The following is a 23,896-nucleotide window of genomic DNA, read 5'->3' as shown; positions in this document are numbered from 1 at the left end:
AGCACGAATGCCCCTCATCTGCGGACAATCGAGCGGCGGCTGCGGAACTCGCTTCGCTCAAACAGTCCTCGCCGAAACCCCGCCCGCTTGTTCCTCGCTTCGGCGTGCTTCAAGGGGGGACTTAAGCCCTATGCCAAGAGCTTGGTTGTGGTGTTTTGTGCTGTTTGCTAATGCAAAACCAAATTGCATAGTGCATATGGGATTGAACTTGGCGTGCATGATTTTTGGTTTTCTTTGTGTTCTGCTTTTTAACTCCGTGTTCTCTGTGTCTACAGATCTTTGGTTTTCTCTGTGAGCTTTACTAAAGGAGCCCCCATGAGCATTGTGCATACCACTGCCCGCCGTCAGTTTTTTGAGGAGGGGATTTTTCCTGCTGATTTGCCGCCGAAAATTGTCGAGTCCTGGCTGCGTTGCCAGCAGCAGGGGAGTGCTGATGTGGCGATTGAGCGTTTGGGCAAGGCGGCTTTGCAAGGTGCGCTGGCCGATAACGCGCAGATGCTGCGGGTGGCGCTGCCGGAGCTGGATGGCTTATACGAGCAGGTGCTGGGCACGCAAAGTGTGGTGCTGCTGACCGATGCCAGCGGCTTGATTCTGAACACCACCGGTAACCCGCAGTTTATGAAAAAGGCCGAGCAGGTGGCGCTTTTGCCTGGGGTGAGCTGGGATGAGGCCACTAAGGGCACCAATGCCATTGGCACGGCGCTGGCTTTGCGGGAGTCGGTAGAGGTGCGCGGTGGCGAGCATTTCCTAGTGCAAAATATTGGTATTTCCTGTTCGGCCGCGCCCATCTTTGCACCTGATGGCCGCCTTGCCGGGGTGCTGAATGTTTCCGGGGATGCGCGTTTGCATCATTTGCATGCGCTGGGTTTGGTGCGTTTGGCGGCACAGCAGATTGAGCACCGCTGGCTGGGGCTGGCCCGTGATGAGCATTGGCTGATGCGTTTGCATCCGCGTGCCGAATTACTTGGCTCGCCCCGTGAAGGCGTGCTGTGCTTTGCAGGTGACACGCTGATTGCGGCTAATCGTGTGGCATTACACTGGCTGGGTTTAACATGGGAGGATTTAGGCAGGTGCAGCTTTGCGGAGTTGTTTGATGGATCTTTGCAAGCTATGCCGCAGCCCCGGATGATCTATAGCCAGCGCGGGCAACATTTTTATCTCACCATCACACCACCAAAGACGCGTGCGGCAGCAAAGCCAGCAATCTCTCCTGAAGTAGTGCCGCCATTTCAAAAGCAGCTGGATAAAGCGGTTCGCGTATTGAACGCAGGCGTGGCGGTGTTGTTGCAAGGCGAAACGGGCAGTGGCAAAGAAGTATTTGCCCGTGCTTTGCATGCCGCCAGCCAGCGCAGCAAGGGGCCGTTTGTGGCGATTAATTGCGCCGCCCTGCCCGAATCCTTAATTGAATCCGAATTATTTGGTTATGAAGAGGGCGCATTTACCGGTGCGAAGCGTAAGGGCAGCGTGGGTAAATTGCGCGAAGCCAATGGTGGCGTGCTGCTGCTGGATGAAATCGGCGATATGCCGCTGCTGATGCAGGCAAGATTATTACGCGTATTACAGGAGCGCGAAGTCACGCCGCTGGGTGGCAGCCAGCCTTATAAGGTGGATTTTTCTGTCGTTTGCGCCAGCCACCGTGATCTGCCTGGGATGGTGGCCGCGGGTGAGTTCAGAGCTGATTTGTTTTACCGCCTGCAGGATTTTATCGTTCATTTGCCACCGCTGCGGGAGCATGCCGATTTACCAGGTTTTATTGCCAGCCTGTGGCAGGAGTCTGGTGGCGCTGCGCGGGGCGTGCTTTTGGCTGATGATTTAATGGCATCGCTGGTCCGCTATCCATGGCCGGGTAATGTAAGGCAATTATTAAGCCTGCTGAAAACACTGCTGGCTTTGTCTGATAACGGAGCGTGCCTTACTTATGCAGATTTACCTGAAGAATACCAAATGCCGGTCATGAGTGAAGCCAGCTCTCTGGCAAGCAGCAGCCATGAGCTGATTGAAAACACCATTGCCCGGTTTGAAGGCAATTTAAGCAAGGCGGCAGCAGCCTTGGGCGTGGCTCGCAGCACCTTGTACCGCCGGCGTTTTAAAGCGGGATAAAAAGTAGTGTTGGATTTTAAAGTACAAATTTGCTGCACAAAGGCGAAAGCTAAGTGTTTAGTTGCGCCTTTTATTGAAAATTAAGTCATACTATTACAATCTTTTTTCTGACACATAACTTGTGAATAGTAAAGTAGATAAATCGACTAGGTGTAAGCCTGCAATGTGGAGCGAGCGCTTGCTGGCTGTGCGTCAGCTGGTATGGCTTGCGTCACCCGAGGCGCTGCCTGCAGCGCGTACTTTATTGCGTGATGCGCCTCAGGCCGCTTCATTGCAGGATGAAATGGTGCTGCACGAGTTGATTTGCCGGGCCGCCTGGGCAGAGTTACGTTTTCCACTGATGCTTCGTCATGCGCGCATTTTAGAAAAGCTTGCCGTAAGCTCAGGCGAGCTGGCCTGGCAGATTGAGGCGCAGCAACTGCTTGCGAATGCTCATTATGATCAGCGCCGCTACGATCAGTCGCTTGCCTGCTGGGTCAGCTCTCTGGAGCTGGCACAGAAAAGTGATCACTACGCTGCGCTTTGCGAAGCCTGCCTTGGGATGAGTAATATTCTGCTGGCAGATCAACAGTATCAGGAGGCACGGCAAGTGCTGGAGCTGGCGTGTAATCAGGCCATGCGCTCGGGCTTAAATCGATTGTCGTTTAAAGCAGGTCTTTACACCGCCAATTTTCTGGCGCAGCAAAATGATTTGCAGGGCCTTGCTCAGTGCCTGGCGTGGCTGAAGCAGCTGCCGGTCGATGATATCGAAGAAACCCTGCTGATTGATATTGAAAATACCCGTGCCCGTTTACTTTGCTTACAAAATGATACCCAGGCTGCCGGGCCCGTATTGCAGGCCGCTACCACCCGGGCTCATGCCTGCCGCTATCTTTGGGGCAGCCTGCAGGCGCAGTTGATTGCTGCCGACTTAGCGGCCACACGCGGCCAGCTTGATGTGGCCATAAAGGCCGGGCATTCCGTCTTAAATGCCGCACGAGAGGCCAATGGCTGCCATTTTATCCCTTATGATTTTATGCTTAAGCTGGGCCGCTGGCAGGAAGAATGTGGCCTGCCGGATGATGCTTTAGCCACACTTGAGCAATGGCATGTCAGGCATCGTGCTGATCTTCTGGCCCGGCATGAACATAAACGCCGTATTGCACCGGGTTTACTCCGGCAGCTGTCTTTATTGCTGCAAGTGATGCAACTTAAAGACGAGAATAAAAATTTGCGTTCTCAATTGCAATCAAGCCTGGCGCCTGAATATGCAACTTGAGCAATTGCTTGAATCGCTTGATTTATCCCCTTTTGATACCCGCGAAGCGGCTTTAGCGCTGGCAGCGCAGTGTGCCGCCGAGGATAAACCTCGTGCACTGAAGGCGAGGCATCTGGCGGCGAAAGCCTTAGGGCGGCGGGATACCGTGGCTTCAACGCAGGAGTATCAGCGCCTTTTGCCCGCCTTACGGCGCCATCAGCTGTGGGATGAGTATTTGGCGGCGCTCGATGAATGCGGCGGCCATGCCATGGTGCAGGGCAATGTGAATGAGGCAATTCACCAGTGGTCGGCTTGCCTTGAAGAAGCCATGACACTGCAAAATGGTTTTTTTGCGGTGCAGGCCTTACTGGGTATCGGCAAAGCGTTTTGGGTTTTGAATGATTTTAAATCGGCTCATCATTACCACTGTCTTGCATTGGAATTTGCGCTGCCTTTGCATGATAAAGCCAGCCTGGCAGGCGCGTATCTCTGCCTGATTGCCGATATGCTGGCTGCGGATCGTTATACCGAGGCGGGTATTGCTCTTCGTCTTGCGCATCTTTCTGTGCTCGATTGTAAAAACCGTCATTGGCAGGCCGAATATTTATTATTCCGTGGCCGTGTCTATCTGGAGCAGGGGCAGCTGGCACTTGCTGAAGCGGATTTAACGGTTGCCCTGCTTCAATCCACGGCACTGAGCTTTAGCTGGGTGGCCAGCCAGGTTGAGTTTCAATTGTTTAAGCTCTATTGCCTGCGCCAGGACGGGCAGGAGGCTGCACAGCATCTGGCTAATGCGGAAGCCCAGGCCAAAGCTATTCATGCAAGCTCTTTACTGGAGCGTTTTGCCTTTGGCACTTATCAGCAGCATAAGTCGCAGGGAGACAGCCGGGAGGCGCTGAAGTATTACCGGATTTATTTAGAGTATTACGAACAAAACCACGGCAGGGCTTGTCTGCCACGTCTGGCCCAATCTACGGCAAGACGTCTGCAGCGATTGGAAAACCGTATCGAGCTGACGCAGCGTAAGCAAGAAAATGCACTGCTGTGCCAGACCCTCAATCAGCAGAGCGCTCAGCTTGATTCTTTAAGCAGAGCCGCTTTAAGTGATCCTCTCACAGGATTAGCCAACCGCCGCCATCTGGAGCAGCAGTTAGACAGTCTGGATCAGCAGGCACGGTTACCAATGTCTCTGCTGATTGTGGATATCGATTATTTTAAGCAGGTCAATGATGCTTATGGCCATGCAATTGGCGATTTAGTCTTGCAGCGTATGGCTTCGGTGCTGCAATTTGCCTGCCGGAATAATGAGCTGATTGCCCGTTATGGAGGGGAGGAGTTTTATATCTTATTGCCGCAAGTTTTGTTTGCAGATGCAAGGCAAATTGCAGAGCGGCTTTGTGCCATGGTGGAAAATCACGATTGGGATAATATTGCCAGGGGCTTGCACGCCACGGTGAGCATTGGTCTTGCCTGCAACAACGGGCACTGGCTGCCTTGCCGAACGCTTGCTCTGGAGGCCGATGCGGCTTTGTATGAGGCCAAAGCGGCAGGGCGTAATTGTGTGCGCTGGCGAATCTCTTCATCCGGTTTTACATCTTAATTGTATAAAGTTATATCTTTTCTGTTTAAAACACATTTGCGCCGCTATATTGCGGTTTTTTTTTGTTTTAAACCATATTACGGATCATCGCTATTTGTTTTGTAAATAAAGATCAAATTGCAATTGAGTGTGGTTTTTCTGATCTGCCTCAAAATGTAGTCGTTTTTTATTTGCTACATTTCACTCCCTTATTTGCGCGGCATGGCATTAATAATGAAAAAAGCCCTGCCCGCATCCATTCAGATACTGATTTGATTATGGATATAATCCGGAGTAAGAGTATGAAAAAGACATTCATTGCAGCCGCTGTATTAAGCTTGGTTTCTGCCGCTTCTTTTGCGGCCCAGGGCGATATCCTGACCCGTGTTCGGGTCATTAATGTTGCACCTGCAGACAGCACCGATGGCGCATTAAGCACATTAAATGTGGGCGCAAATTCAGCAACAACGGGTGAGCTTGATTTTACTTATATGATCACCAATAACATTGGTGCTGAATTAATTTTAGGCACAACCCGCCACGAAGTGACCTCCAGCCTGGGCAGCTTAGGTAAGGTTTCTGTTTTACCTCCTACCGTCACTGTGCAATATCACTTCACCCCGGATAGTTTTTTCCGCCCATATGTAGGGGCAGGTTTGAATTACACCCGTTTTTATAATAATGATTTGAAAGCGGGCAATCAGGGTTTAAGTATTGATAACAACAGCTTTGGCGGTGCATTACAAATTGGTGCCGATTTTGCCGTCAGCAAAAACGTATTTATTAATGTCGATGTCAAAAAACTCTGGATTAAAACGGATGTGAGCCTGAATGGCGCTGATTTGGGTACTTTAAAAATTGATCCATGGGTCTTTGGTTTTGGTGTAGGTACAAAATTCTGAAAATAAGTCATTTTTATCAATGACAAATTAAAAAATGTATTTAAATCGGGCTGATTAATAAATACATTTTTCAAGTTTATGCCGTGTACCGGAGCAATCCGTATGCGGCATTTTTTTATGCTGCCGGCAGGTATTTGATCATAAGGGCATCTCTGATATGCCCTTTCCGGCTTTTTATTCGGGTTTAAATGGCCTGACTTCTGCTTCATTTGCAAGCGGGGGAATGGGAGCTGGGGTGACAGCAGCCGTTGTTGGCACTGTGGCTTGCGGGCTGGGTTTGGGCGTGCTGCTTAAAGCATCTGCCGCAGCTCCGCCCACGGCGGCTACTCCGGAAACGCCCGCTTTACCCACATCCCATGCTATGCCTGCGGCGGTACTGGTGACGCTGACCGCAGCAGCACCAACGGCTACAACGGCACAGCCGCTCAGGCTAAGGGCGCACACGATGGTGAGCATAAAAGTTTTCATTGATCTTTTTCCCCTGCTGCAAAGGCAGACAAACTGGTTAATTAATTTAAAGAGGTGTCTCAAAGGCGGGGCGGTATTTCAGCCAGCCAGGCTTATCGTCCCATTCCACCGACTTGTTGTGCCAGATAGGTGGCGTAGTTATCGGTCATGCCGCCGATAAAGTCGAGTACGCGGCTGTAGCTGTCATAAAGTGACCACTCTTTTTTGGGTGCGTTGTATTCCATCAGATCGAGAATCCGTTTCATTCTGAAACTCATCTGTGGTGATACTTTCTGCTGGTAGGCTGCGTTGCAAAAAGCGTTGAGCAGAATATCGAGGCAGGTAAAGGAGCCCACTTCGATTTCAATTTTGCGTCTTTCGTTAAAAATGCGGTCGCGGGCCAGCTGTTTGGCGGCGTTAATACCATCGCGCATACTGCTGGGGGTGGCATTGAGTAAATCACCCTGAAATTTGCCTTCCATAATGGCCGTGTAGTGCTGCATAAATGTTTCACTCACATCATGGATGCAGCGCTCTATGGCTTTACCACGCAGCAGCGATATTTTGCGCCGGGCAGACGGGGCTGCGGCAATTTCCAGCTCAAGCAGATCTTGCTTTCCGCCACAAATTTTAATCAGCAGCGGCTCAACCTGCTCGTACGCCAGCATGCCGATTTCTATTCCGTCTTCCAAATCAAGAATGGCATAGCAAATATCATCGGCGGCTTCCATCAGATAAGAGAGCGGATGGCGGGCCCAGCGGTTTTTACCCAGCATGGGCAGCCCCAGCTCGGTAGCGATTTCTTCAAGAATGTTTTGTTCAGACTGATAACAGCTGAATTTGCCGCTGGGCGTCGCATCACTGGATGTCCAGGGGTATTTCAATGTGGTGCCAAGTGTGGCGTAAGTGAGGCGCATGCCGCCTTCAAAGCGATGGTTTTCAAGCTGGGTCACCACTCTGAAGCCCTGAGCATTTCCTTCGAAGGTCATTAAATCCAGCCGCTCATTTGCACTCAGGTTTTGCAGTAAATAAGCATGCTGATCACGGCAAAACCAATCACGAATCGCATATTCACCGGCATGGCCAAAGGGCGGGTTGCCAATATCGTGGGCCAGACATGCGGCTTGCACAATGGCCCCAATATCGTAAGGGGTAATGTGCTGGGGCAGGGCATATTGCAGCCTTTGCCCGACAATCACCCCTAAGCTGCGGCCTACGCAGCTGACTTCAATTGAATGGGTGAGGCGGGTGTGAACATGATCATTTTCGGTCAGCGGGTGGACTTGTGTTTTACGGCCCAAACGACGAAATGGTGAAGAAAAAACAATCCGGTCATGATCTTTATGAAAATCGCTGCGCCCCGATTCGTGGGGGAATAAATCATTGCGTACCGCGCCGAGTCGCTCGGCATTGAGCAGCTGTTGCCAGTTCATTATTCATTGATCTCGTGTGAATGAGGCTGAGCACAGGCCTGCTTATGCTGGCCGGGAGTGCTGTAACAGCCGGTAAAACTGCATTAAATCGCGGGGGGCCAGAGGGCGGCTGAAGTAATATCCCTGGATTAAATTGCAATCGTAGGAAACCAGCATCTCAAGGGTGGCTTTATCTTCTACCCCTTCGGCCACTACGCTCAGGCCCAGGGTGTGAGACAGCTTAATGACGCTTTCAACAATATGTGAATCTATATTGTTTTGTGTAATGGTACGGATAAAGCTTTGATCGATTTTTAACTCATCAATGGGCAGGCGCTTTAAGTAAGAAAGCGATGCATAGCCCGTACCAAAGTCATCCAGTGCTAATTTACAGCCCAGCGCTTTCAGCGCGTGCAGGCTGCTGATCGTGGCTTCCAGATCTTCGATGGCTGCCGATTCTGTGATTTCGAAAATAATCCGCTCACCGGGGATATTCCACAGCTGCAGCGCATTTTCAACTTCTTGAGCAAGGCGCGAATCCAGCAGATTGGAAGGCGTGAGATTGATGCTTAAACTTCCCTTGAGCCCCATTTTGCTTAATTTAGAAAACTCCCGTAATGCAGTGTGGATCACCCAGCGGGTTAGTTGCGGCATCAGGCCAAGCAGCTCGGCAACCAGCACGGCTTCATCGGGGCGGATTGCGCCAAGCCCTGCATCCTGCCAGCGCAGCAGCGCTTCGGCGCCTTTGTAAACAGGGCCATTGGGGCCGGGCTGAATCTGCGGCTGAAAGGCCAGATGAAAGCGGTTTTGTGCCAGCGCATCTCTGAGTGGCTGTTCCAGCTTATTCAGCAGACGGCCCTGAATATCCCGTTTAGCCTGATAAACAGATGGCTCTTCATTGCTGCATAGCTTAGCGGCAGACTGGGCTGCCAGTATCAGCTGCTTGGCCGTTTGCCCATGATCCGGCCATAAAGCGATGCCAATACGCGGGCTGATTGCCCACTCTGTAAATGATTGCTTCAGTAGTTTTTGCGCCCTGTCCGCCGCCAGCAAGGAATGCCCTTCGCCTGCCATATTAGGCAGAATCATTAACAGGCCACCTTCCAGTGGATAAAGTTTGTCTTCCTGGCGCAGCATGTCATTGAGCTGCTGGCTGGCGTTTAGGCGCAAAGATTCAATATGGCCAAGCTCGATATAGAGCAGGGCAATATTACGCTCGGGCTGAGAATGCAATTTTGCATGTTCTAAGCCATGAGCGGGCGTGCTGGTTTGTAAGGGGGTGAGGGCCTGTATATGCTGCCGCGTTTTTTCAAGCTCGGTAAAACACAGCCGGTTAATCAGCGCGTCGGCTTCTGCTGGCATATGGTGCAAAATCAGCTCGCGCCAGCCTAATAAAAGCAGAGTCGACTGGCTTAAACCATGAGGGCTGAGCTGGGGCCACAGGGCAATCGCTTCACCCTGAATCAGTGCCCGAAAATATTCATTGTAGAGTGCTTCATCTGCGGGCTGACAGTGCGCTTGCACCATGGCTTCAAGCTTAGGGATCAGTACATCCGGCTCTTCAGGCGTATAGCTGGCGAGAATAGCAAGATCGATAGTGAGGGGCTCTTTCATCCCAGGAAATACTCCTTAGGATCGATATTAAAGCTGCCCTGTGGCCATTCTCTGCGAATGCAGATTTCCTGCCCGGCATTCATTGCCGGATTAATCATTAAATCTAATAAATTGGGCCGGGCATGGGGCTGCTTATCCGGGCCTAAGATTAAAAGGACTTTAGGCTTGAGCCTTCTGCTGCGGTTTTGCCCGGCCACAATACCGATATCGCCACTGCTCAGCTCAACCAGTGTGCCGACGGGGAAAATACCAATGCACTGGGCAAATTGCTCCACCAGCGCCTGGTGAAAGTATTTATCACTCCATTTATATAAGAGCTGTAAGGCGGAGTGGTTGTTTTTTGTTTCGGCGTGATTGCGATCGCTGGTCAGGGCGGTATAGCAATCCACAATACCCGCCATACAGGAAAACAAACCGATACTTTCACCTTTTAATCCGGCCGGATAGCCGCTGCCATCGATGCGCTCGTGGTGACGCGCCACCATATCGTAGACATCAAGGGGCACTTCTTTAATTTGGTTCAGAATATCCAGGCTGTGCCAGACATGCGTTTTCATCATGGAAAACTCGCCCGGCGAATAAGAGCCGCTGTGTTTAAGCAGGTTTTCCGGCAGTTTCATTTTGCCAATATCCAGCATTAAGCCAGCAAACCCCAGCTTATGCAGGTCTTCCTGCGGATAGCCAAGGTGCCGGCCAAAGGCCAGCATATAAACAGCGGTATCCAGCGCATGTCCGTAAGCATAGTTGTCGGTGGCTTTGAGTTGCGACAGCCAGAGCAGGGCGCTGGGATTTCGGATAATTGAATCCACCATTTCGGAAACAACATCATTGATGGCTTCTACCCTGGGTTGCAGATCTTTGCTGATGGCCTCCATTGCCGCTTCAATGACATCACTGGCCAGACGATGTACGGCCTGAGCATGGGGAATTTCCCGCTTAATTGGCGTGCTGTCTGCATAAATAATAATTTTAGGTTCAACCCAAGCCGTGTCTGCCTTGCTGTTTTTGCCCTGGGACCAAAGTGCAAAGCGCTGACGTAATTCTTTAAGCAGGGTAATTTGTTCTTTAATTTCTATGGTTTGGTATTGGATGTGCGGGACAAGCGGCTCTGAATTGAACTTTTGATCGCTTAAATATGCCCAGCGCTCTTTGCCACCCACCGAGCGATCCAGGTTAACCGTAACAAACTTGCAGTATTCCTGGAGCTGTGAGAGGTGCTCAGGAGTTTCAAGCAGAAAGCCTTCCAGCAAAAAAGGCGTGTCCAGCCACGGGCGATCGAGTTCGCTAATAAATAAACCAGCTTGCAAAGCTGTGACGGGAAGGCGTGTTTCCAATTGTATAGGTCTGTGCTAAGGGTTTAGGGCTGCATATTTGGCTTTTGCTGACTTGGCCTGCCAGTCGTCTGGAGCAAAGCTAAGTATTTGCTTGCAAAGCGCTATTTGCTGATTGTAAGCAAGCACTTGCCCTTGTTTCAAATGCGTCATTAGCGTGATTGTAAATGATTCATAGCAGTAAGGAATACTTGCCGCGATATCCGGCTATTATTTTTTGCATACAGATATTCGCGATCAAAGTATTGAAGTGCCCTATTGTGTGTATAGGTAAATATAGTAAATGCAGATTTAATATTAATCGCAATTAATAAATTTATTGTAATACTTTTTAGTATTCCAAGGCCGTTAAGGCTGGTATCGCGCGCTTTGCCGGGCTGGCAGAGCGAAATAGCGTGCTTTTTTGCACGCTGCCCGGGCTTATTTTTCCTGTAAATAATGCCTGTTTTTCTGGTTTGGAAGAGTGAAAAAAAGCGGCCTGAATTCGTGTTATCGCCCTTAGTCGCCGATTGAAGGGCGTTATGGGCAATCGGTATTATTTTAACCCAATAAGATGTTTTCATTTTCTATGATGAAGGCTGATTTTTGCGCTTAGAAAAACTCCCCCGCGGGTAAGTTTTTGTTAAAATGGCGACCGTTTTTTTGTGAGAAGACTATGGCCCTGCTGGAGATCCGTGACGTCGTAAAAACTTTCGGCGATTTCACTGCCGTTAATCATGTGAGCTTGTCGGTGGAAGCCGGTGAATTCTTTACTTTGCTGGGCCCTTCGGGCTGCGGCAAAACTACTTTATTGCGGATGCTGGCCGGTTTTGAACAGCCGGATTCAGGCGCTATTTTGCTTGATGGGCAAGATATGTCCATGGTGCCGCCTGAAAAGCGCCCGGTACATACCGTATTTCAAAATTACGCGCTGTTTCCGCATATGAGCGTGGCAGACAATATCGCTTTTCCGCTAAAAATGGCGAAGGCCGAAGCCGCTGAAATTAAATTTCGCGTGGCAGAAATTCTGGAAGACGTGCGTTTGCAGGAATTTGCCCATCGTTTTCCGCATGAATTATCCGGTGGCCAGCGCCAGCGTGTGGCCATTGCCCGCTCTTTGGTGAATCGCCCGCGCCTCTTGCTGCTGGATGAGCCCTTATCTGCGCTTGATGCCAAATTACGCGAGCAGATGCAGATGGAGCTGATCACCCTGCAAAAAGAAGTGGGTGTGACCTTTGTGTATGTGACGCACGATCAGGGCGAAGCGCTGGCTTTATCGCACCGGATTGCCGTGATGAATAAAGGCCAGGTAGAGCAGCTGGATGCGCCTGAAACCATCTACAGCTATCCAAAAAGCCGTTTTGTGGCTGATTTTATTGGCCAGTGCAATTTACTGGATGCCACGATTAAATCGGTGTCCGGTGAGCGGATGCAGGTTGAAATTGCCGGTGTGGGTATTGCTGAAACCCTGCCAGTTGCAGGCGCCGCGATTGGTCAGAAAGGCACGCTGAGCTTGCGCCCTGAAAAAATCAAACTGGCTGCCAGCCTGGATAATACAGATGCAGATGAAGTGCACTTTAAAGGCACGGTTGAAAACTGCCTCTATCTGGGTGATGTCACTATTTATATTGTGAAATTAGAAAATGGTCTCTTAGTTGAAGCCATGCTGCCTAATTCTGCAGCGGGCCGCGCCAAATTCTTTGACGACAATGATGCAGTAGAGCTGGCATGGCGTTATGACGCTGGCCACTTTTTGCTGTCTTAAGGGGGCGAGATGTCCAAAGTAAAATCGCCAGGTCTGGCGAAGTGGCTGATTTCTGGCCCGCCGCTCTTATATCTGCTGATCTTTTTTGCCGTGCCTACGCTGATGATGATTTTTTCAGCGTTTCGCTTCCCGGGTGAATACGGCGGGCTGATGCCGCTGGTGGATATCAACCCGGATACAGGCGCACGCGAGCTTTTAATTAATTCACAAAACTGGCGTGATTTTTTAACGCTGGAAAACTTCAGCCGTTTTTTTGAAGACGGGGTTTATGTTGAATTATTTATTAAATCATTCTGGTACGCAGGCTTAACAACGCTGTTTTGTATCATTCTGGCTTATCCGCTGGCGTGGCTGATTGCGCGCAGCCCGAAGAAATACCGTGATTTATTAGTATTGCTGGTGATTCTGCCATTCTGGAGTAATTTCTTAATCCGCGTTTATGCCTGGATGATTATTCTGGGGCCGCAGGGCTATTTTGCCATGACGGTGAACAGCGTATTAGCGTGGTTTGGTATTGGCCCGCAGCAGTTTCTGTTTACTCATTTTGCGGTGATTGTGGTGCTGGTGTATGTGCATTTACCGTTTATGGTATTGCCACTCTATGCCAATTTAGAAAAACACGATATGGCGCTATTGGATGCTGCGCAAGATTTGGGCGCATCGGCCTGGCAGCGTTTCTGGCGTATTACCTGGCCATTATCCCTGCCGGGTGTCTGGGCAGGCGCAGCTTTAGTATTTATTCCGGCTCTGGGCATGTTTGCCGTGCCTGATCTGGTGGGCGGCACCGATGGCATTATGGTGGGTAATTTAATAAAACAGCAGTTCCTTGATAGCCGTGACTGGCCATTTGGTTCGACCCTGTCAATTATGCTCACGGGTGGGGTGTTACTGCTGGCGGTATTGGCGACCTTGATTAGTCGTGGAAGGAAAAAACAACATGACTAAGCAAAGTAAATGGCTGTGGGCCGTGGCCTTATTAACCTATGGTTTTTTGTATTTACCACTGGTGATTGTGGTGGTGTATTCATTTAATGATTCACGCTTAAATGCCGAATGGGTTGGTTTTACATTCAAGTGGTATCGCATTTTATTTAATGATGAGCAAATGCTGGTTGCTGCCCGCAACTCTTTATTAATTGCTGTGATTACCAGCTTCTTTGCCACTATTTTTGGCACTTTAGCGGGCATGGCAATGTATAAATACAAGCTGCGCCTATTACCGGTTTTAGTGCTCACGCCGATCGCAATCCCTGAAATATTAATGGGCGTATCGCTGTTAATGTTTTTTGTAATGCTGAATATGACCTTAGGTTTGTTTTCGGTCACGCTGGCGCATATTGCTTTTTGTATTGGTTTTGTGGCGATTGTGGTGCGTTCCCGTTTGCAGGGTATGGATGAAGCCCTGGTAGAGGCTGCGCGTGATTTGGGTGCAACGCCGCTGCAGGCATTTCGCTTAATTACCATGCCTTTAATTATGCCGGGGATTATTGCAGGTGCTTTAATGGCATTCACTTTATCGATTGATGATTTTGTGATTACTTTCTTTACTGCCGGGGCAGGTGCTTCTACTTTACCGCTGCAAATTTATTCGATGATCAGAATTGCCGTTACACCAGAAGTGAATGCGATTTCTACTTTACTGATGTTGCTTACTCTGGCTTTGATTCTGATTGCAGGTAAATTAGCACCAGGCGCTTTAAGGGCGAAGTAATGTTTTGAGCGGGGCGGGCATGGCCCGCTTGCGCTGTTTCGGTGCTATTTAATGCACATATGTTCTGATTTTTTTATGCTTATGGCAGATCAGCAACATTTGTGCAGGCACCTGAAATGGATTGTACAAAATAAGGCATAATCAGCGGGTCTTTTTATTCAACTGCTTTGGAGTGTTTGAGACATGAAGAAATTATTATTCACGCTTTTACTGGCAGCCAATATGGCAAATGCCGAAGAAGTGCTCCACGTTTACAACTGGAACAATTATATTGCGCCAGAAACGGTCAAACGCTTCCAGACAGAATGTAAATGCCGCGTAGTGCAGGATTACTATGGTGCAATGGAAGAAATGCTGGCCAAGCTGAGCGCTGGTGCTAAAGGCTACGACGTGGTCGTGCCTACAGGTTTTGCAATGCCGCCATTGATTAAGCAGGGCATGGTGCAGCCGCTGGATAAATCCAAGCTGAGCAATATCAAAAATGTGAACCCTACCTTTTTAAATAGTCAGTTTGATCCGGGTAATCAATTCTCCCTGCCTTATTCCTTTACCACTACCTTGCTGGGCTTTAATCAAACCAAGCTAAAAGAGCTGGGCATCGAGCCAAATTCATGGTCGCTTATTTTTGATCCGGCGATCCTGGCTAAAATTAAAGGCAAGGTTACGGTACTGGATGATGCCAATGAATTATTTGCAGCATCCCTGATGTATAACGGTTTTTCTCCAAACTCCACCAAGCCGGAAGAATGGAAAAAAGCGCAAGAAACCATTATTAAAGCCAAGCCATTCTGGGCTGCGTTTAATTCACAAAGCTATATCAAGGAATTAACGCTGGGCAATATCTGGGTCGCTCATGGTTATTCCAGTGATATGTTCCAGGCTGCTACCGATGCCAAAACAGCCAAGCGTGCCTTCACCGTCAGCTACGGTTTGCAAAAAGAAGGTAACACTCTGTCTGTGGACAATATGATGGTGCTCAAATCTGCTCCACGCCCGGATCTCGCGCATAAGTTTGTTAACTTTATGCTGGAAGGTAAAAATTCGAGCGAGCTGACCAATATGGTGGGTACGGGTAATCCAAACAGTGCAGCTGCGCCGTTTGTGAACGCTGAAATGAAAAAGAATACGGCCGTATTCCCGGATGAAGCCGCATTAAAGAAACTGCAGCAGCTTAAACCGCTTGATGCCAAGCAACGTCGTGATTTAAGCCGTTTGTGGACTCAGGTTAAAACCTCTAAATAAGGGGCAATAAGGAGAGCTGCAAAAATGCGGCTCTCCCTTTTCTTGAATGAGACATTCCCTCAACATCAGCTATCTCGCCAGGCGAATTACTCCGACCAGAGTGCCTCGTTATATTGCCTTCTGCTCGGCGCTGGTGATTCTGGTGGTCAGCCTCTACCCCTTTAATGGCTGGCGTTTTACAGGGGAGCCGGTTTGGGCTTTTTATGCCTATCCTCTGCCTTACTATTTCACTTTTTTTGATAACACCATCAATGTGCTGGCCTATTTGCCTCTGGGTTTTAGTATGGCCATTTCATTGCGCCATCTTCGCTATGGCAGCTTTTTAGCGGCATTGTCCGGCCTGGCTTTGTCGTCAACCGTCGAGTTTATTCAGCAATTTTTGCCTGGCCGTGTGGCCTCTAATCTGGATATTCTGAGTAATAGTTTTGGCGCACTGCTTGGTGTGCTGCTGGCGCTGATTTTAGGTAACCGTTACTGGCAAAACCGCTGGCTGGCTGCCCGCCATGCATGGTTTGCACCTGGCCCTGCCGTGGAGTGGGGCACAACCTGGCTGGTACTTTGGTTTATTACTCAGCTGGATCCATCCCAGCCTTTTTTGGGCGTAGTGGTTGAATCCCCCGGCCTGCCACAGCCTTTTGAATCGCCGATGCAAAATGCCAAGCTGTTTTTAAGACTGCTGGAAGGCGGCGGCATGATGCTGCACTTTTTGGGGGTGGCTTTATTTGTGTCGGTCCTGGTGCGCCATACCTGGCAAAGCCCGAAGGCGATCCGCTTTACCTTGCTGACGGCGCTGCTGCTTAAGCTGGGTTTTGCCGGGCTTTTGCTCAAGCCCGCTCAGTTTTTTGCCTGGATTAATATCAATATCGTGGCAGGTGGCCTGCTGGGCACGCTGGCCTTAGTGCTGCTGTGGCGATTAAACCGGCGGCTGCGGGCCTTAGTGGGGGCGCTGGCGCTGATCGCTACTCTGGTGATTGGCTGGTTTTGGCCGCTTACTCCGCAGCTGTCGGCTACTTTGCCGCTGTTCCGCTGGCATTACGGGCATTTGCTGCATTTCAATGGTTTGTCGGCTGTGATCAGTGATCTGTGGCCCTATGGTGCAATTGCTTTGCTGCTGTGGCTGTCTATTCGTGCTCCGCGTGAAGAATCCTGGTAAACCGGGAGATCTGTTTTTAGTTATTCAGGCGTTTTTATAGCGTCTTTATACTGCCCATCAATTTATTTACCTCATTTTTACAAGCAGACCTTTAGCATTCATACATACATTTTCCTTCTGGAAGGATGAGTGCGATGAGTCTGCTTTATGGTTCGATGGTCAATACGCGTCGTGAAGACGTTTCCCAAGCTGCACCAGTGCGTTTTATGCTGGCTTCGCGCTTTAGCGCCAGTTCGGCAGGGGCTGCTCCTGAACTAAGACCGGTTTTGCAAAAGTTATGCCGCTTTATCGTGGCAAAGTTGCGCCAATTATGATTATGCCGCGCTTACTTTTAACTGCTCTCTTCTTTTCCAGCGTTGCAGGCTATGCCGCTGAGCCCGCTGCCTGTAAAACAGTGCGCTTTTCTGATGTGGGCTGGACGGACGTTACGGCAACGACTGCGCTCACCAGCGAGATGCTTGCCGCGCTGGGCTATCAGTCCGAAATTAAAATGCTCTCCGTGCCCGTTACCTTTCACGCGATGCAGACGCAGGATATCGATGTTTTTCTGGGCAATTGGATGCCCACAATGAAAAACGACATTGATCCTTATTTAAAAAATGGCAGTGTAGAAGTGCTGCGCACCAATCTGACAGGCGCAAAATACACACTGGCTGTGCCTGAATATGTGTATCAGGCCGGGGTGCGTCACTTTAGTGATATCGCTAAGTTTTCTGATCGCTTTGCCAAACGTATTTATGGCATTGAAGCGGGCAACGATGGCAATCGCCTGATCAGCAGCATGATTAAAGATAAAGCCTTTGGTTTGCAGGATTTTAAATTGGTGGAATCCAGCGAAGCGGGCATGCTTACCCAGGTTAAACGCGCAGCTTTAAAGCAGCAATGGGTGGTGTTTTTGGGCTGGGAGCCGCACCCGATGAACCGCAATTTAAAACTGCGTTATCTGGAAGGGGGCGATGCTTACTTCGGGCCTAATCTGGGCGGTGCAACCGTGCATACCACCACCCGCTCTGCTTACGCAAAGCAATGCCCTAATGTTGGCCGTTTGCTGAAAAATATCTCATTCAGCACCGAAATTGAAAACAAGCTGATGGGGCAGATTCTGGATCAGAAGCAGGACGCTAAAGTAGCGGCCCGTCAGTGGCTGAGCCAAAACCCGGCCATCTGGACACCCTGGTTAAGCGGGGTAAATAGTTTTAACGGCCAGCCTGCTGTGCCGGTATTAAAAGCCTGGTTGAATCAATCTGCCGTGGTGTCGGATGCTCGCTAGGATGATTGTGTATTTAAGGGATAAATCCACCGCTGCTGCCGGGAAAAAGACAGTTCCTGGCAGCTCATCTGCCGATGATGTGGGAGAGCCTCGTGGATAAATTACCAATAGGTCAGTGGGTAGCAGCCGGTGTAGCACGGCTGACTGAGCCTGCAGCCGGTGGGCTTGCCTTTTTTAGTGATGGGCTTGAAAGTGCGGTGCAGGCGATGACCCGTGTGTTGGTCGCTTGCCCGCCATTGCTCCTGCTTTTTATCGCCACATTTTTGATTTATCGTTTACGACGAAGTTGGGGCTTAACGCTGTTTTCAGCATTAGCCCTGATTCTGATCGACAATCTGGCTTATCGTGAGGCCACACTGCAAACGCTGGTGCAAGTTGCTCTGGCCTCTGCAATCTGTATGCTGATCGGTGTGCCCTTAGGTATTGCGGCGGCGCACCGGCCCTGGGTTTATCGGGTGCTTCATCCTCTGCTGGATTTGATGCAGACCATCCCTACCTTTGTGTATCTGATTCCTACCTTAATGTTATTTGGCCTGGGCATCGTGCCTGCGATGGTCTCTACCATTATTTTTGCCCTGCCTGCCCCTGTGCGGCTGACTTATCTGGGTTTGCGTGATATTCCGCCTCCACTATTAGAAGCGGCTAAGGCCTTTGGTTATTCTCCTTTAGCCCGGCTGTGGCGGGTGGAGCTGCCCGCTGCCATGCCCGGTATTGCCGCTGGCTTAACGCAGTGCATTATGTTATCGCTCTCTATGGTGGTGATTGCAGCCTTAGTGGGGGCAGAAGGATTGGGCCAGCCTGTTGTTCGTGCCTTAAATACCGCCGATATGGCCCTGGGTTTTGAGGCGGGTTTAGCGATCGTTTTACTGGCGATCATGCTCGATCGCCTCTGTCAGTCCAATTCTTTATCAAGAGAAAAACGATGAGCGCCATTTGTTTTGACCATGTCGATGAAGTATTCGGCCAGCAGCCTGAAGCCGCTTTCCCGCTGATTGATCAGGCGCTGTCGCGCGATGATATTTTTGACCGTACCGGTCAGTTAGTAGCAGTGCGTGATGCCTGCCTGCGGGTAGAAGAGGGCGAAATGTGTGTGCTGATGGGCTTGTCTGGCTCAGGAAAATCCAGCCTGCTCAGGGCGATTAATGGTTTAAATCCAATCAGCCGCGGCCAGCTGACCGTGCGCTGTGCCGGGGCAGAAGTGGATATGGCTAATTGCCCGGCCAGGCAGCTGCGGGAGGTGCGTACCCGTGGCATTGCCATGGTGTTTCAAAACTTTGCGCTGATGCCCTGGCTGAATGTGGAAGAAAACGTAGCCTTTGGCTTGCATGCTTTGCAACTGAGCGCCAAAGAAAGCAAGCGCCGTGTGGATACCGTGCTGGAGCAGGTAGGGCTGGGGCGCAGGCGTTATGCGTTGCCTGCCGAGCTGTCTGGCGGCATGCAGCAAAGGGTAGGATTAGCACGGGCGCTGGCAGTGGATAGCGATATTTTACTGATGGACGAGCCCTTTTCGGCGCTTGATCCGCTGATTCGTAATCAGCTGCAGGATGAATTACTCAGCTTGCAAAAAACACTGCGTAAAACCATTGTTTTTGTCAGCCATGATATGGACGAAGCATTAAAGCTGGGCTCGCACATTGCCATCCTGCGTGATGGGCAGATTGTGCAAAATGGCACACCACAAGAGATTATGTTTCAGCCGGCTGATGATTATGTTCGCCAGTTTGTAAAACATAGTAATCCGCTGAATGTGCTGTCTGCCGCCAGCCTGATGCGGCCCGGCCATTTTCCTGGCCTGGAGCAGATCATGTCTGGCGCACAGAATGCACGCTCTGCGGTGCAATACTGGCATGCGCCAGAGCCTTTATCCTTACTGCGTGCCAAACCTACCGTGGTGGATGCGGATATCCGGCTGCGCGAGGCCTTTGCGGTTTATGCCCAGACTGGCTGCGAGCTGATTCTGGCGCAAGATGGCAAGCTGGTAGGCTGCTTGTCTGGGGCACAAATGTCGCGGGCGATCCTGGGGCAGGCTGCTTAGGGGGGCAGATCATCCTGTTCCGGAGGCAGGCTCAGGCAGATCTAAAAATCTTCAATCAGCGGCCCGATAGAAAGAATCGCCAGAATTAGCGCCAGGAATATGGTTGAGCTAAAGCCAAGATGGCTGAAGCCGAAGGCACCCAGCAGCGCGCCACAAAAAAACGCCATAACCAGGCTGGCTTGCACTTTTAAATGGGTACGGTCGCAAAGCACCTTGATATGTTCTGGCGTGCTTGGATTGCGGTTCCAGTAAATCAATCGCCCAAGCTCGATGCTGATATCGGTGATTAAACCGGTCAGGTGCGTGGTGCGAATCACGGCTTTAGAAATCTTGGTAATGATGGCGTTTTGCAGGCCCATAATAAAACACAGCAGCAGCATAGTCAGCGAAACAAGGCCAGGGGAGTGGGAATCAAGCTGCCCGCCCAGCAGGCCAAAGCACAGCAGAAGCAAAGCTTCCAGCATCAGTGGTTCGGCATATAAGCTGCGGCTGCCACGGCGGCGCGCCCAGTTTATCAGCAGGGTAGAGGTGATGGCCCCCGCCATAAACATCAGCAAGCTGGCCACTGCAGCAATGATCAGCCTGGAATTACCCAGCACCCAGTTATCGGCCAGCCCCGATAAAATCCCCGTCATATGCGATGTGTACTGGCCCACGGCCAAAAAGCCCCCTGCATTGGTAGCGCCCGCTACAAAACAAAGGGTAATCCCAAGGTGAAGATTATTGCGATCGGTGCGCTCTGGCGCGGTAAGGGTGCGCAGGTAGTGAATGGGCATGTCAGCTTTTATTAAAATGCTTTCGGTGCTGCAATTGTACTCGCCTTCATGCTTCTGCCATGTTGCCAACATTACCCTTGCATGCCTTTGCGGGTCTTTTTAGAGGCGGCCATGATTTGCGGCTAAAATGAATTTATAGTTTGTTTTGTTATATGTAAGTTATTTAATAGTTCTTCTTCGTGTGAATAATGCTTGTTAGACTTCAGACAGATCAAGACACAGCCTCACACCAATCTGAAGGAATTAAAATGAAAAAAACTCTGGTTCTTAGCGCTTTGGCGGCTTTATTGGCAACTGGCTTTGCACAAGCTGCAGAAAAACTCACTATTGCTGCAACGGCTGTGCCTCATGCAGAAATCCTGGAATTGGTAAAACCACAATTGGCCAAAGAAGGCGTGGATTTGCAGATCAAAGTATTTACCGATTATGTGCAGCCTAATCTGCAAGTCGATCAAAAAAATATTGATGCCAATTACTTTCAGACCAAGCCTTATTTAGATAACTTTAATAAAGGTAAGGGCACACATTTGGTGATTGTGGCGGGCGTGCACGTAGAGCCATTTGGCGCTTATTCACGTAAATATAAATCATTAAAAGATTTACCCAATGGCGCAACCGTTGCTATTCCTAATGAAGGCAGCAATAGTGGCCGCGCTTTATTACTGCTGCAAAAAGCAGGTTTATTAAAACTGAAAGACCCGACAAATGCTTTGTCCACACCTAAAGACATCAGCGAAAATCCAAAGCAATTGAAGTTTAAAGAGCTGGATGCTGCAATGCTGGCACGCGTATTGGATCAGGTTGATTTAGCGCTGATCAATACTAATTACGCATTGGAAGCCAAGCTTAATCCGGTTAAAGATTCATTAGCTCTGGAAGACCGCAGCTCGCCTTATGTAAATTACCTGGTTGCCCGCCCGGATAATAAAGACAGCGCCGCAATTAAAAAACTGGCCGCAGCTTTAACCAGCCAGCAAGTTAAAACCTTTATCGAAGGCAAATACGCAGGCGCAGTGGTTCCAGCGTTTTAATTGTGTGCAGGCCTGCGTAATTCAATATTTTTATCATTTGCGCATATTGGTCTGCATATATAAATGTAGGTTGGGTGAGCTGATTATCATCGCAGTTTTAGCGGTGATAATCAGCGTAACCCAACCTGCGGCAGTTAATTACCAATCCGCTTTTTTTTTGTGAAACTCTGGGGCCGAAGCATTCTCTGTGGTTCAATATTTGGGTTTTCGTGCACGCCTGAGTTGTTATCTATTAACTTAATTTAAAATGTGCCACAGCCAAATCCATGCGGCTGGCGAGATCTCTTAATGAATGCGCGGTATGGGCTGATTCTTCAACGGCGCGGCTGTTTTCTACGCTCATTTGTGCAATGCGGTCTACATTGCCTGCCACGCTATTGGCCATGCTGGTTTGCGTTTTAAGCGCCTGGCTGATTTCCATGACCACATTCATCACTTTCAGCGATCCTTCGCGGATTTTCCTGATGGCTTCCCCAGCCTGATTGGCGAGTACCATCCCTTTTTCTACTTCAATTACGCCCTGGCTCATATTTTGGACGGCGTTACTGGTGCCGGTTTGGATTTTTTCTATCATTTTGCCAATTTCAAAAGTGCTGGAGGTGGTGCGCTCGGCCAATTTACGCACTTCATCTGCCACCACGGCAAAACCGCGGCCTGTGTCACCCGCCCGGGCCGCTTCAATTGCGGCGTTTAGTGCCAGCAAATTAGTTTGATCGGCAATTTCTTTGATGACATTGGCGATGCCAGCAATTTGCATGGCGTATTCATTCAGCTCGGCCACGCTATCAGAGGCAATGCGTACTGTGGAGGCTATCGCCTGAATACCCGCCACCGTTTGCTGGATTACCTCGCCGCCTTCATTGGAAACACGGCCTGATTCGGTAGAGGTGAGATGGGCATCACGCGCATTATTGGCAACAAGATTAATACTGACGGTCAGCTCTTGTACTGCCGATGCCATGCTGGCTGCGGCTTCGCTTTGCTCTTTGGCTCCGCCTGAAACTTGCTCCGAGCTGCTGCTGATTTGCTCGGCGCCCCGCAACAGATGGTCGGCACTTTCTTTCGTATCCACGAATAGCTTGAGTAATTGCTCCTGCATTTTTTCAAAGGCATTGAGCAGATCGCCAATTTCATCATTGCGAGGATGTGGAATATGGCCGCTGAAATCGCCATTGGCTAATCTTTCTATATGGCGAATGGCAATTAAAAGCGGCTGTTTTAACCACCGGGATAAAGCCAGATGCAGCGAAACAGAGAGCAATAAGGCACCGACAATGCAGGCAATCAGAATGAGATCATGCGTCCATCTGGCATCGGCCAGGACTTCTTTTTGGCTTTGCGTGCTGACAATCAGCCAGTTGGGGTCATTTAGTCTTGCAAAAGATGCCTCCCTGGCTTCGCCCTTGTCGCTATAAACTATTTGCCCTTCCCCTTGTTTGAGCATTGTCTGGATATAGCTTTGGGCATCAGGGTCTTTTAGCAGATCCTTATTGGCCATGGTGGGGTGGACTAGCGCTTTACCTGCGTTTTTACCTGCATCAATAATCAGCAAATAGCCACTTTCGCCCAGCCTGATGGCGGCGATTTTCTTTTTTAAATCGGCCATGCCCAAGGAGAAATCAAAGCCAATAAACAGGCTGCCAACGATTTCACCCTGCTTGTTTTTGATGGGGCGGTAAACGGTCATATAGTCATGGCCAAAAAGATTGGCTACACCTACATAGGGCTTGCCACTGAGTAAGCCAAGCCGGGCAGGATGAGCATCTCCAAGTAAGGTGCCAGTGGAGCGTGTGCCGTCAGCTTTGGTGAGCGAAGTGGCCAGACGGCGAAAATCCTGTCCTTCTCTGATAAAGATTGTGGCTACAGAGCCGGTGATTTGAGTAAAGCGGTCTGCCCGCTCATTGCCATCGAGTATGATTTTGCCATCGTTGAGCAGCTTGCCCTCATGAAGATCCCAATCCGGGCTGAAATTACTGGCCCAGACAGCATTAAGGCTGGAAGCCGATCGATCCAGATTGGCGCGGTAGGCTGCTAAAAGATCAACAAGAGATTGATTGGTGGTGTGCAGATTGGCTCTGGCCGTATGCGTAAGACGCTGTTCCAGCCCGCTGGATAAGCCCCAGAACAGCCCCCCAAACAGAATAATCAGCAGCGCCAGCAGCACTAAATTAAGGCGGACGATTAGTGAATCGTGGCGGATAAGCGTCATGGCAGAGGCTCCTTCACATCACTAAGTAAGATTTATTTAGGAAAACTCCGTCATAAATTACTTAATGCTTTGTATTTTTGATTGAACAATCTGCAATTTCATG

At 49.9% G+C, this 23,896-nt stretch carries 21 protein-coding genes; 14 read left to right on the top strand and 7 right to left on the bottom strand.

Annotation, left to right across the window (positions count from 1 at the left end):
• Window positions 1-315 precede the first annotated feature (315 nt).
• The 4 genes from HA050_RS03200 (at window position 316) to HA050_RS03185 (ending at window position 5,818) form a co-directional block, all read left to right on the top strand.
• Complete coding sequence (locus tag HA050_RS03200; RefSeq protein WP_166821922.1) at window positions 316-2,100, top strand: sigma-54-dependent Fis family transcriptional regulator; 1,785 nt, start codon at window positions 316-318, stop codon at window positions 2,098-2,100.
• 163 nt (window positions 2,101-2,263) lie between these two features.
• On the top strand, window positions 2,264-3,358 hold the full coding sequence (locus HA050_RS03195) for a tetratricopeptide repeat protein (protein ID WP_205836267.1): 1,095 nt from the start codon (window positions 2,264-2,266) through the stop codon (window positions 3,356-3,358).
• Window positions 3,348-4,937, top strand: coding sequence for a GGDEF domain-containing protein (locus tag HA050_RS03190; protein ID WP_166821916.1), 1,590 nt, complete (start codon window positions 3,348-3,350; stop codon window positions 4,935-4,937). Before HA050_RS03195 ends, HA050_RS03190 begins: the two co-directional genes overlap by 11 nt.
• 281 nt (window positions 4,938-5,218) lie before the next feature.
• The gene (locus HA050_RS03185) at window positions 5,219-5,818 is read left to right on the top strand and encodes an OmpW/AlkL family protein (protein ID WP_166821913.1); all 600 of its coding nucleotides are present in this window, start codon (window positions 5,219-5,221) and stop codon (window positions 5,816-5,818) included.
• A gap of 174 nt (window positions 5,819-5,992) precedes the next feature.
• On the opposite strand, the gene HA050_RS03180 is transcribed toward HA050_RS03185, so the two are convergent.
• The 5 genes from HA050_RS03180 to HA050_RS03160 all read right to left on the bottom strand — a co-directional run bounded on the left by HA050_RS03180 (window position 5,993) and on the right by HA050_RS03160 (window position 11,185).
• Window positions 5,993-6,286 (bottom strand): hypothetical protein, encoded by a 294-nt coding sequence (locus HA050_RS03180; protein WP_166821910.1) that lies wholly within the window; start codon window positions 6,284-6,286, stop codon window positions 5,993-5,995.
• Window positions 6,287-6,378: 92 nt separating this feature from the next.
• Window positions 6,379-7,698, bottom strand: coding sequence for a deoxyguanosinetriphosphate triphosphohydrolase (locus HA050_RS03175; RefSeq protein ID WP_166821907.1), 1,320 nt, complete (start codon window positions 7,696-7,698; stop codon window positions 6,379-6,381).
• Window positions 7,699-7,740: 42 nt separating this feature from the next.
• Window positions 7,741-9,291, bottom strand: a complete 1,551-nt coding sequence (locus HA050_RS03170; RefSeq protein ID WP_166821904.1) for a putative bifunctional diguanylate cyclase/phosphodiesterase — start codon at window positions 9,289-9,291, stop codon at window positions 7,741-7,743.
• Window positions 9,288-10,625 carry an HD-GYP domain-containing protein gene (locus HA050_RS03165; protein ID WP_166821901.1) on the bottom strand — a complete coding sequence of 446 codons (1,338 nt, stop codon included), beginning with the start codon at window positions 10,623-10,625 and terminating at the stop codon, window positions 9,288-9,290. The genes HA050_RS03170 and HA050_RS03165 overlap by 4 nt, the downstream gene beginning before the upstream one ends.
• Before the next feature lie 149 nt (window positions 10,626-10,774).
• The gene (locus HA050_RS03160; protein ID WP_166821898.1) at window positions 10,775-11,185 is read right to left on the bottom strand and encodes a hypothetical protein; all 411 of its coding nucleotides are present in this window, start codon (window positions 11,183-11,185) and stop codon (window positions 10,775-10,777) included.
• 92 nt (window positions 11,186-11,277) lie between these two features.
• On the opposite strand from HA050_RS03160, the gene HA050_RS03155 reads away from it, so the two are divergent.
• The 9 genes from HA050_RS03155 (at window position 11,278) to HA050_RS03115 (ending at window position 19,777) form a co-directional block, all read left to right on the top strand.
• On the top strand, window positions 11,278-12,366 hold the full coding sequence (locus HA050_RS03155) for an ABC transporter ATP-binding protein (RefSeq protein WP_166821895.1): 1,089 nt from the start codon (window positions 11,278-11,280) through the stop codon (window positions 12,364-12,366).
• 9 nt (window positions 12,367-12,375) lie between these two features.
• Window positions 12,376-13,311 carry an ABC transporter permease gene (locus tag HA050_RS03150; protein ID WP_115225547.1) on the top strand — a complete coding sequence of 312 codons (936 nt, stop codon included), beginning with the start codon at window positions 12,376-12,378 and terminating at the stop codon, window positions 13,309-13,311.
• Window positions 13,304-14,077, top strand: a complete 774-nt coding sequence (locus HA050_RS03145) for an ABC transporter permease (RefSeq protein WP_099396695.1) — start codon at window positions 13,304-13,306, stop codon at window positions 14,075-14,077. Before HA050_RS03150 ends, HA050_RS03145 begins: the two co-directional genes overlap by 8 nt.
• Window positions 14,078-14,260: 183 nt before the next feature.
• Window positions 14,261-15,319 carry an ABC transporter substrate-binding protein gene (locus tag HA050_RS03140; RefSeq protein ID WP_166821893.1) on the top strand — a complete coding sequence of 353 codons (1,059 nt, stop codon included), beginning with the start codon at window positions 14,261-14,263 and terminating at the stop codon, window positions 15,317-15,319.
• A 46-nt stretch (window positions 15,320-15,365) separates the two neighbouring features.
• Complete coding sequence (locus HA050_RS03135; RefSeq protein ID WP_166821890.1) at window positions 15,366-16,472, top strand: VanZ family protein; 1,107 nt, start codon at window positions 15,366-15,368, stop codon at window positions 16,470-16,472.
• Between the two features lie 134 nt (window positions 16,473-16,606).
• Complete coding sequence (locus HA050_RS03130) at window positions 16,607-16,786, top strand: hypothetical protein (protein WP_166821887.1); 180 nt, start codon at window positions 16,607-16,609, stop codon at window positions 16,784-16,786.
• A complete protein-coding gene (locus tag HA050_RS03125; RefSeq protein WP_205836266.1) occupies window positions 16,750-17,742 on the top strand; it encodes a choline ABC transporter substrate-binding protein in 993 nt (330 codons plus the stop codon). Before HA050_RS03130 ends, HA050_RS03125 begins: the two co-directional genes overlap by 37 nt.
• 92 nt (window positions 17,743-17,834) lie before the next feature.
• Window positions 17,835-18,668, top strand: coding sequence for an ABC transporter permease (locus tag HA050_RS22450; RefSeq protein WP_205836265.1), 834 nt, complete (start codon window positions 17,835-17,837; stop codon window positions 18,666-18,668).
• Window positions 18,665-19,777, top strand: a complete 1,113-nt coding sequence (locus HA050_RS03115) for a quaternary amine ABC transporter ATP-binding protein (protein ID WP_099396699.1) — start codon at window positions 18,665-18,667, stop codon at window positions 19,775-19,777. The genes HA050_RS22450 and HA050_RS03115 overlap by 4 nt, the downstream gene beginning before the upstream one ends.
• Window positions 19,778-19,818: 41 nt before the next feature.
• On the opposite strand, the gene HA050_RS03110 is transcribed toward HA050_RS03115, so the two are convergent.
• Window positions 19,819-20,553 carry a YoaK family protein gene (locus HA050_RS03110; protein WP_166821881.1) on the bottom strand — a complete coding sequence of 245 codons (735 nt, stop codon included), beginning with the start codon at window positions 20,551-20,553 and terminating at the stop codon, window positions 19,819-19,821.
• Window positions 20,554-20,801: 248 nt separating this feature from the next.
• Here HA050_RS03110 and HA050_RS03105 point away from each other — a divergent pair, with 248 nt between their 5' ends.
• On the top strand, window positions 20,802-21,584 hold the full coding sequence (locus HA050_RS03105) for a MetQ/NlpA family ABC transporter substrate-binding protein (protein ID WP_099396701.1): 783 nt from the start codon (window positions 20,802-20,804) through the stop codon (window positions 21,582-21,584).
• Between the two features lie 232 nt (window positions 21,585-21,816).
• On the opposite strand, the gene HA050_RS03100 is transcribed toward HA050_RS03105, so the two are convergent.
• Window positions 21,817-23,793, bottom strand: a complete 1,977-nt coding sequence (locus tag HA050_RS03100) for a methyl-accepting chemotaxis protein (protein WP_166821878.1) — start codon at window positions 23,791-23,793, stop codon at window positions 21,817-21,819.
• Window positions 23,794-23,896 lie beyond the last annotated feature (103 nt).

It is taken from the genome of Iodobacter violaceini (assembly GCF_011601265.1).
Taxonomy (GTDB): domain Bacteria; phylum Pseudomonadota; class Gammaproteobacteria; order Burkholderiales; family Chitinibacteraceae; genus Iodobacter; species Iodobacter violaceini.
Note: the sequence above shows the minus strand (reverse complement) of the source record. Positions and strands in the feature narration are given on the sequence as shown.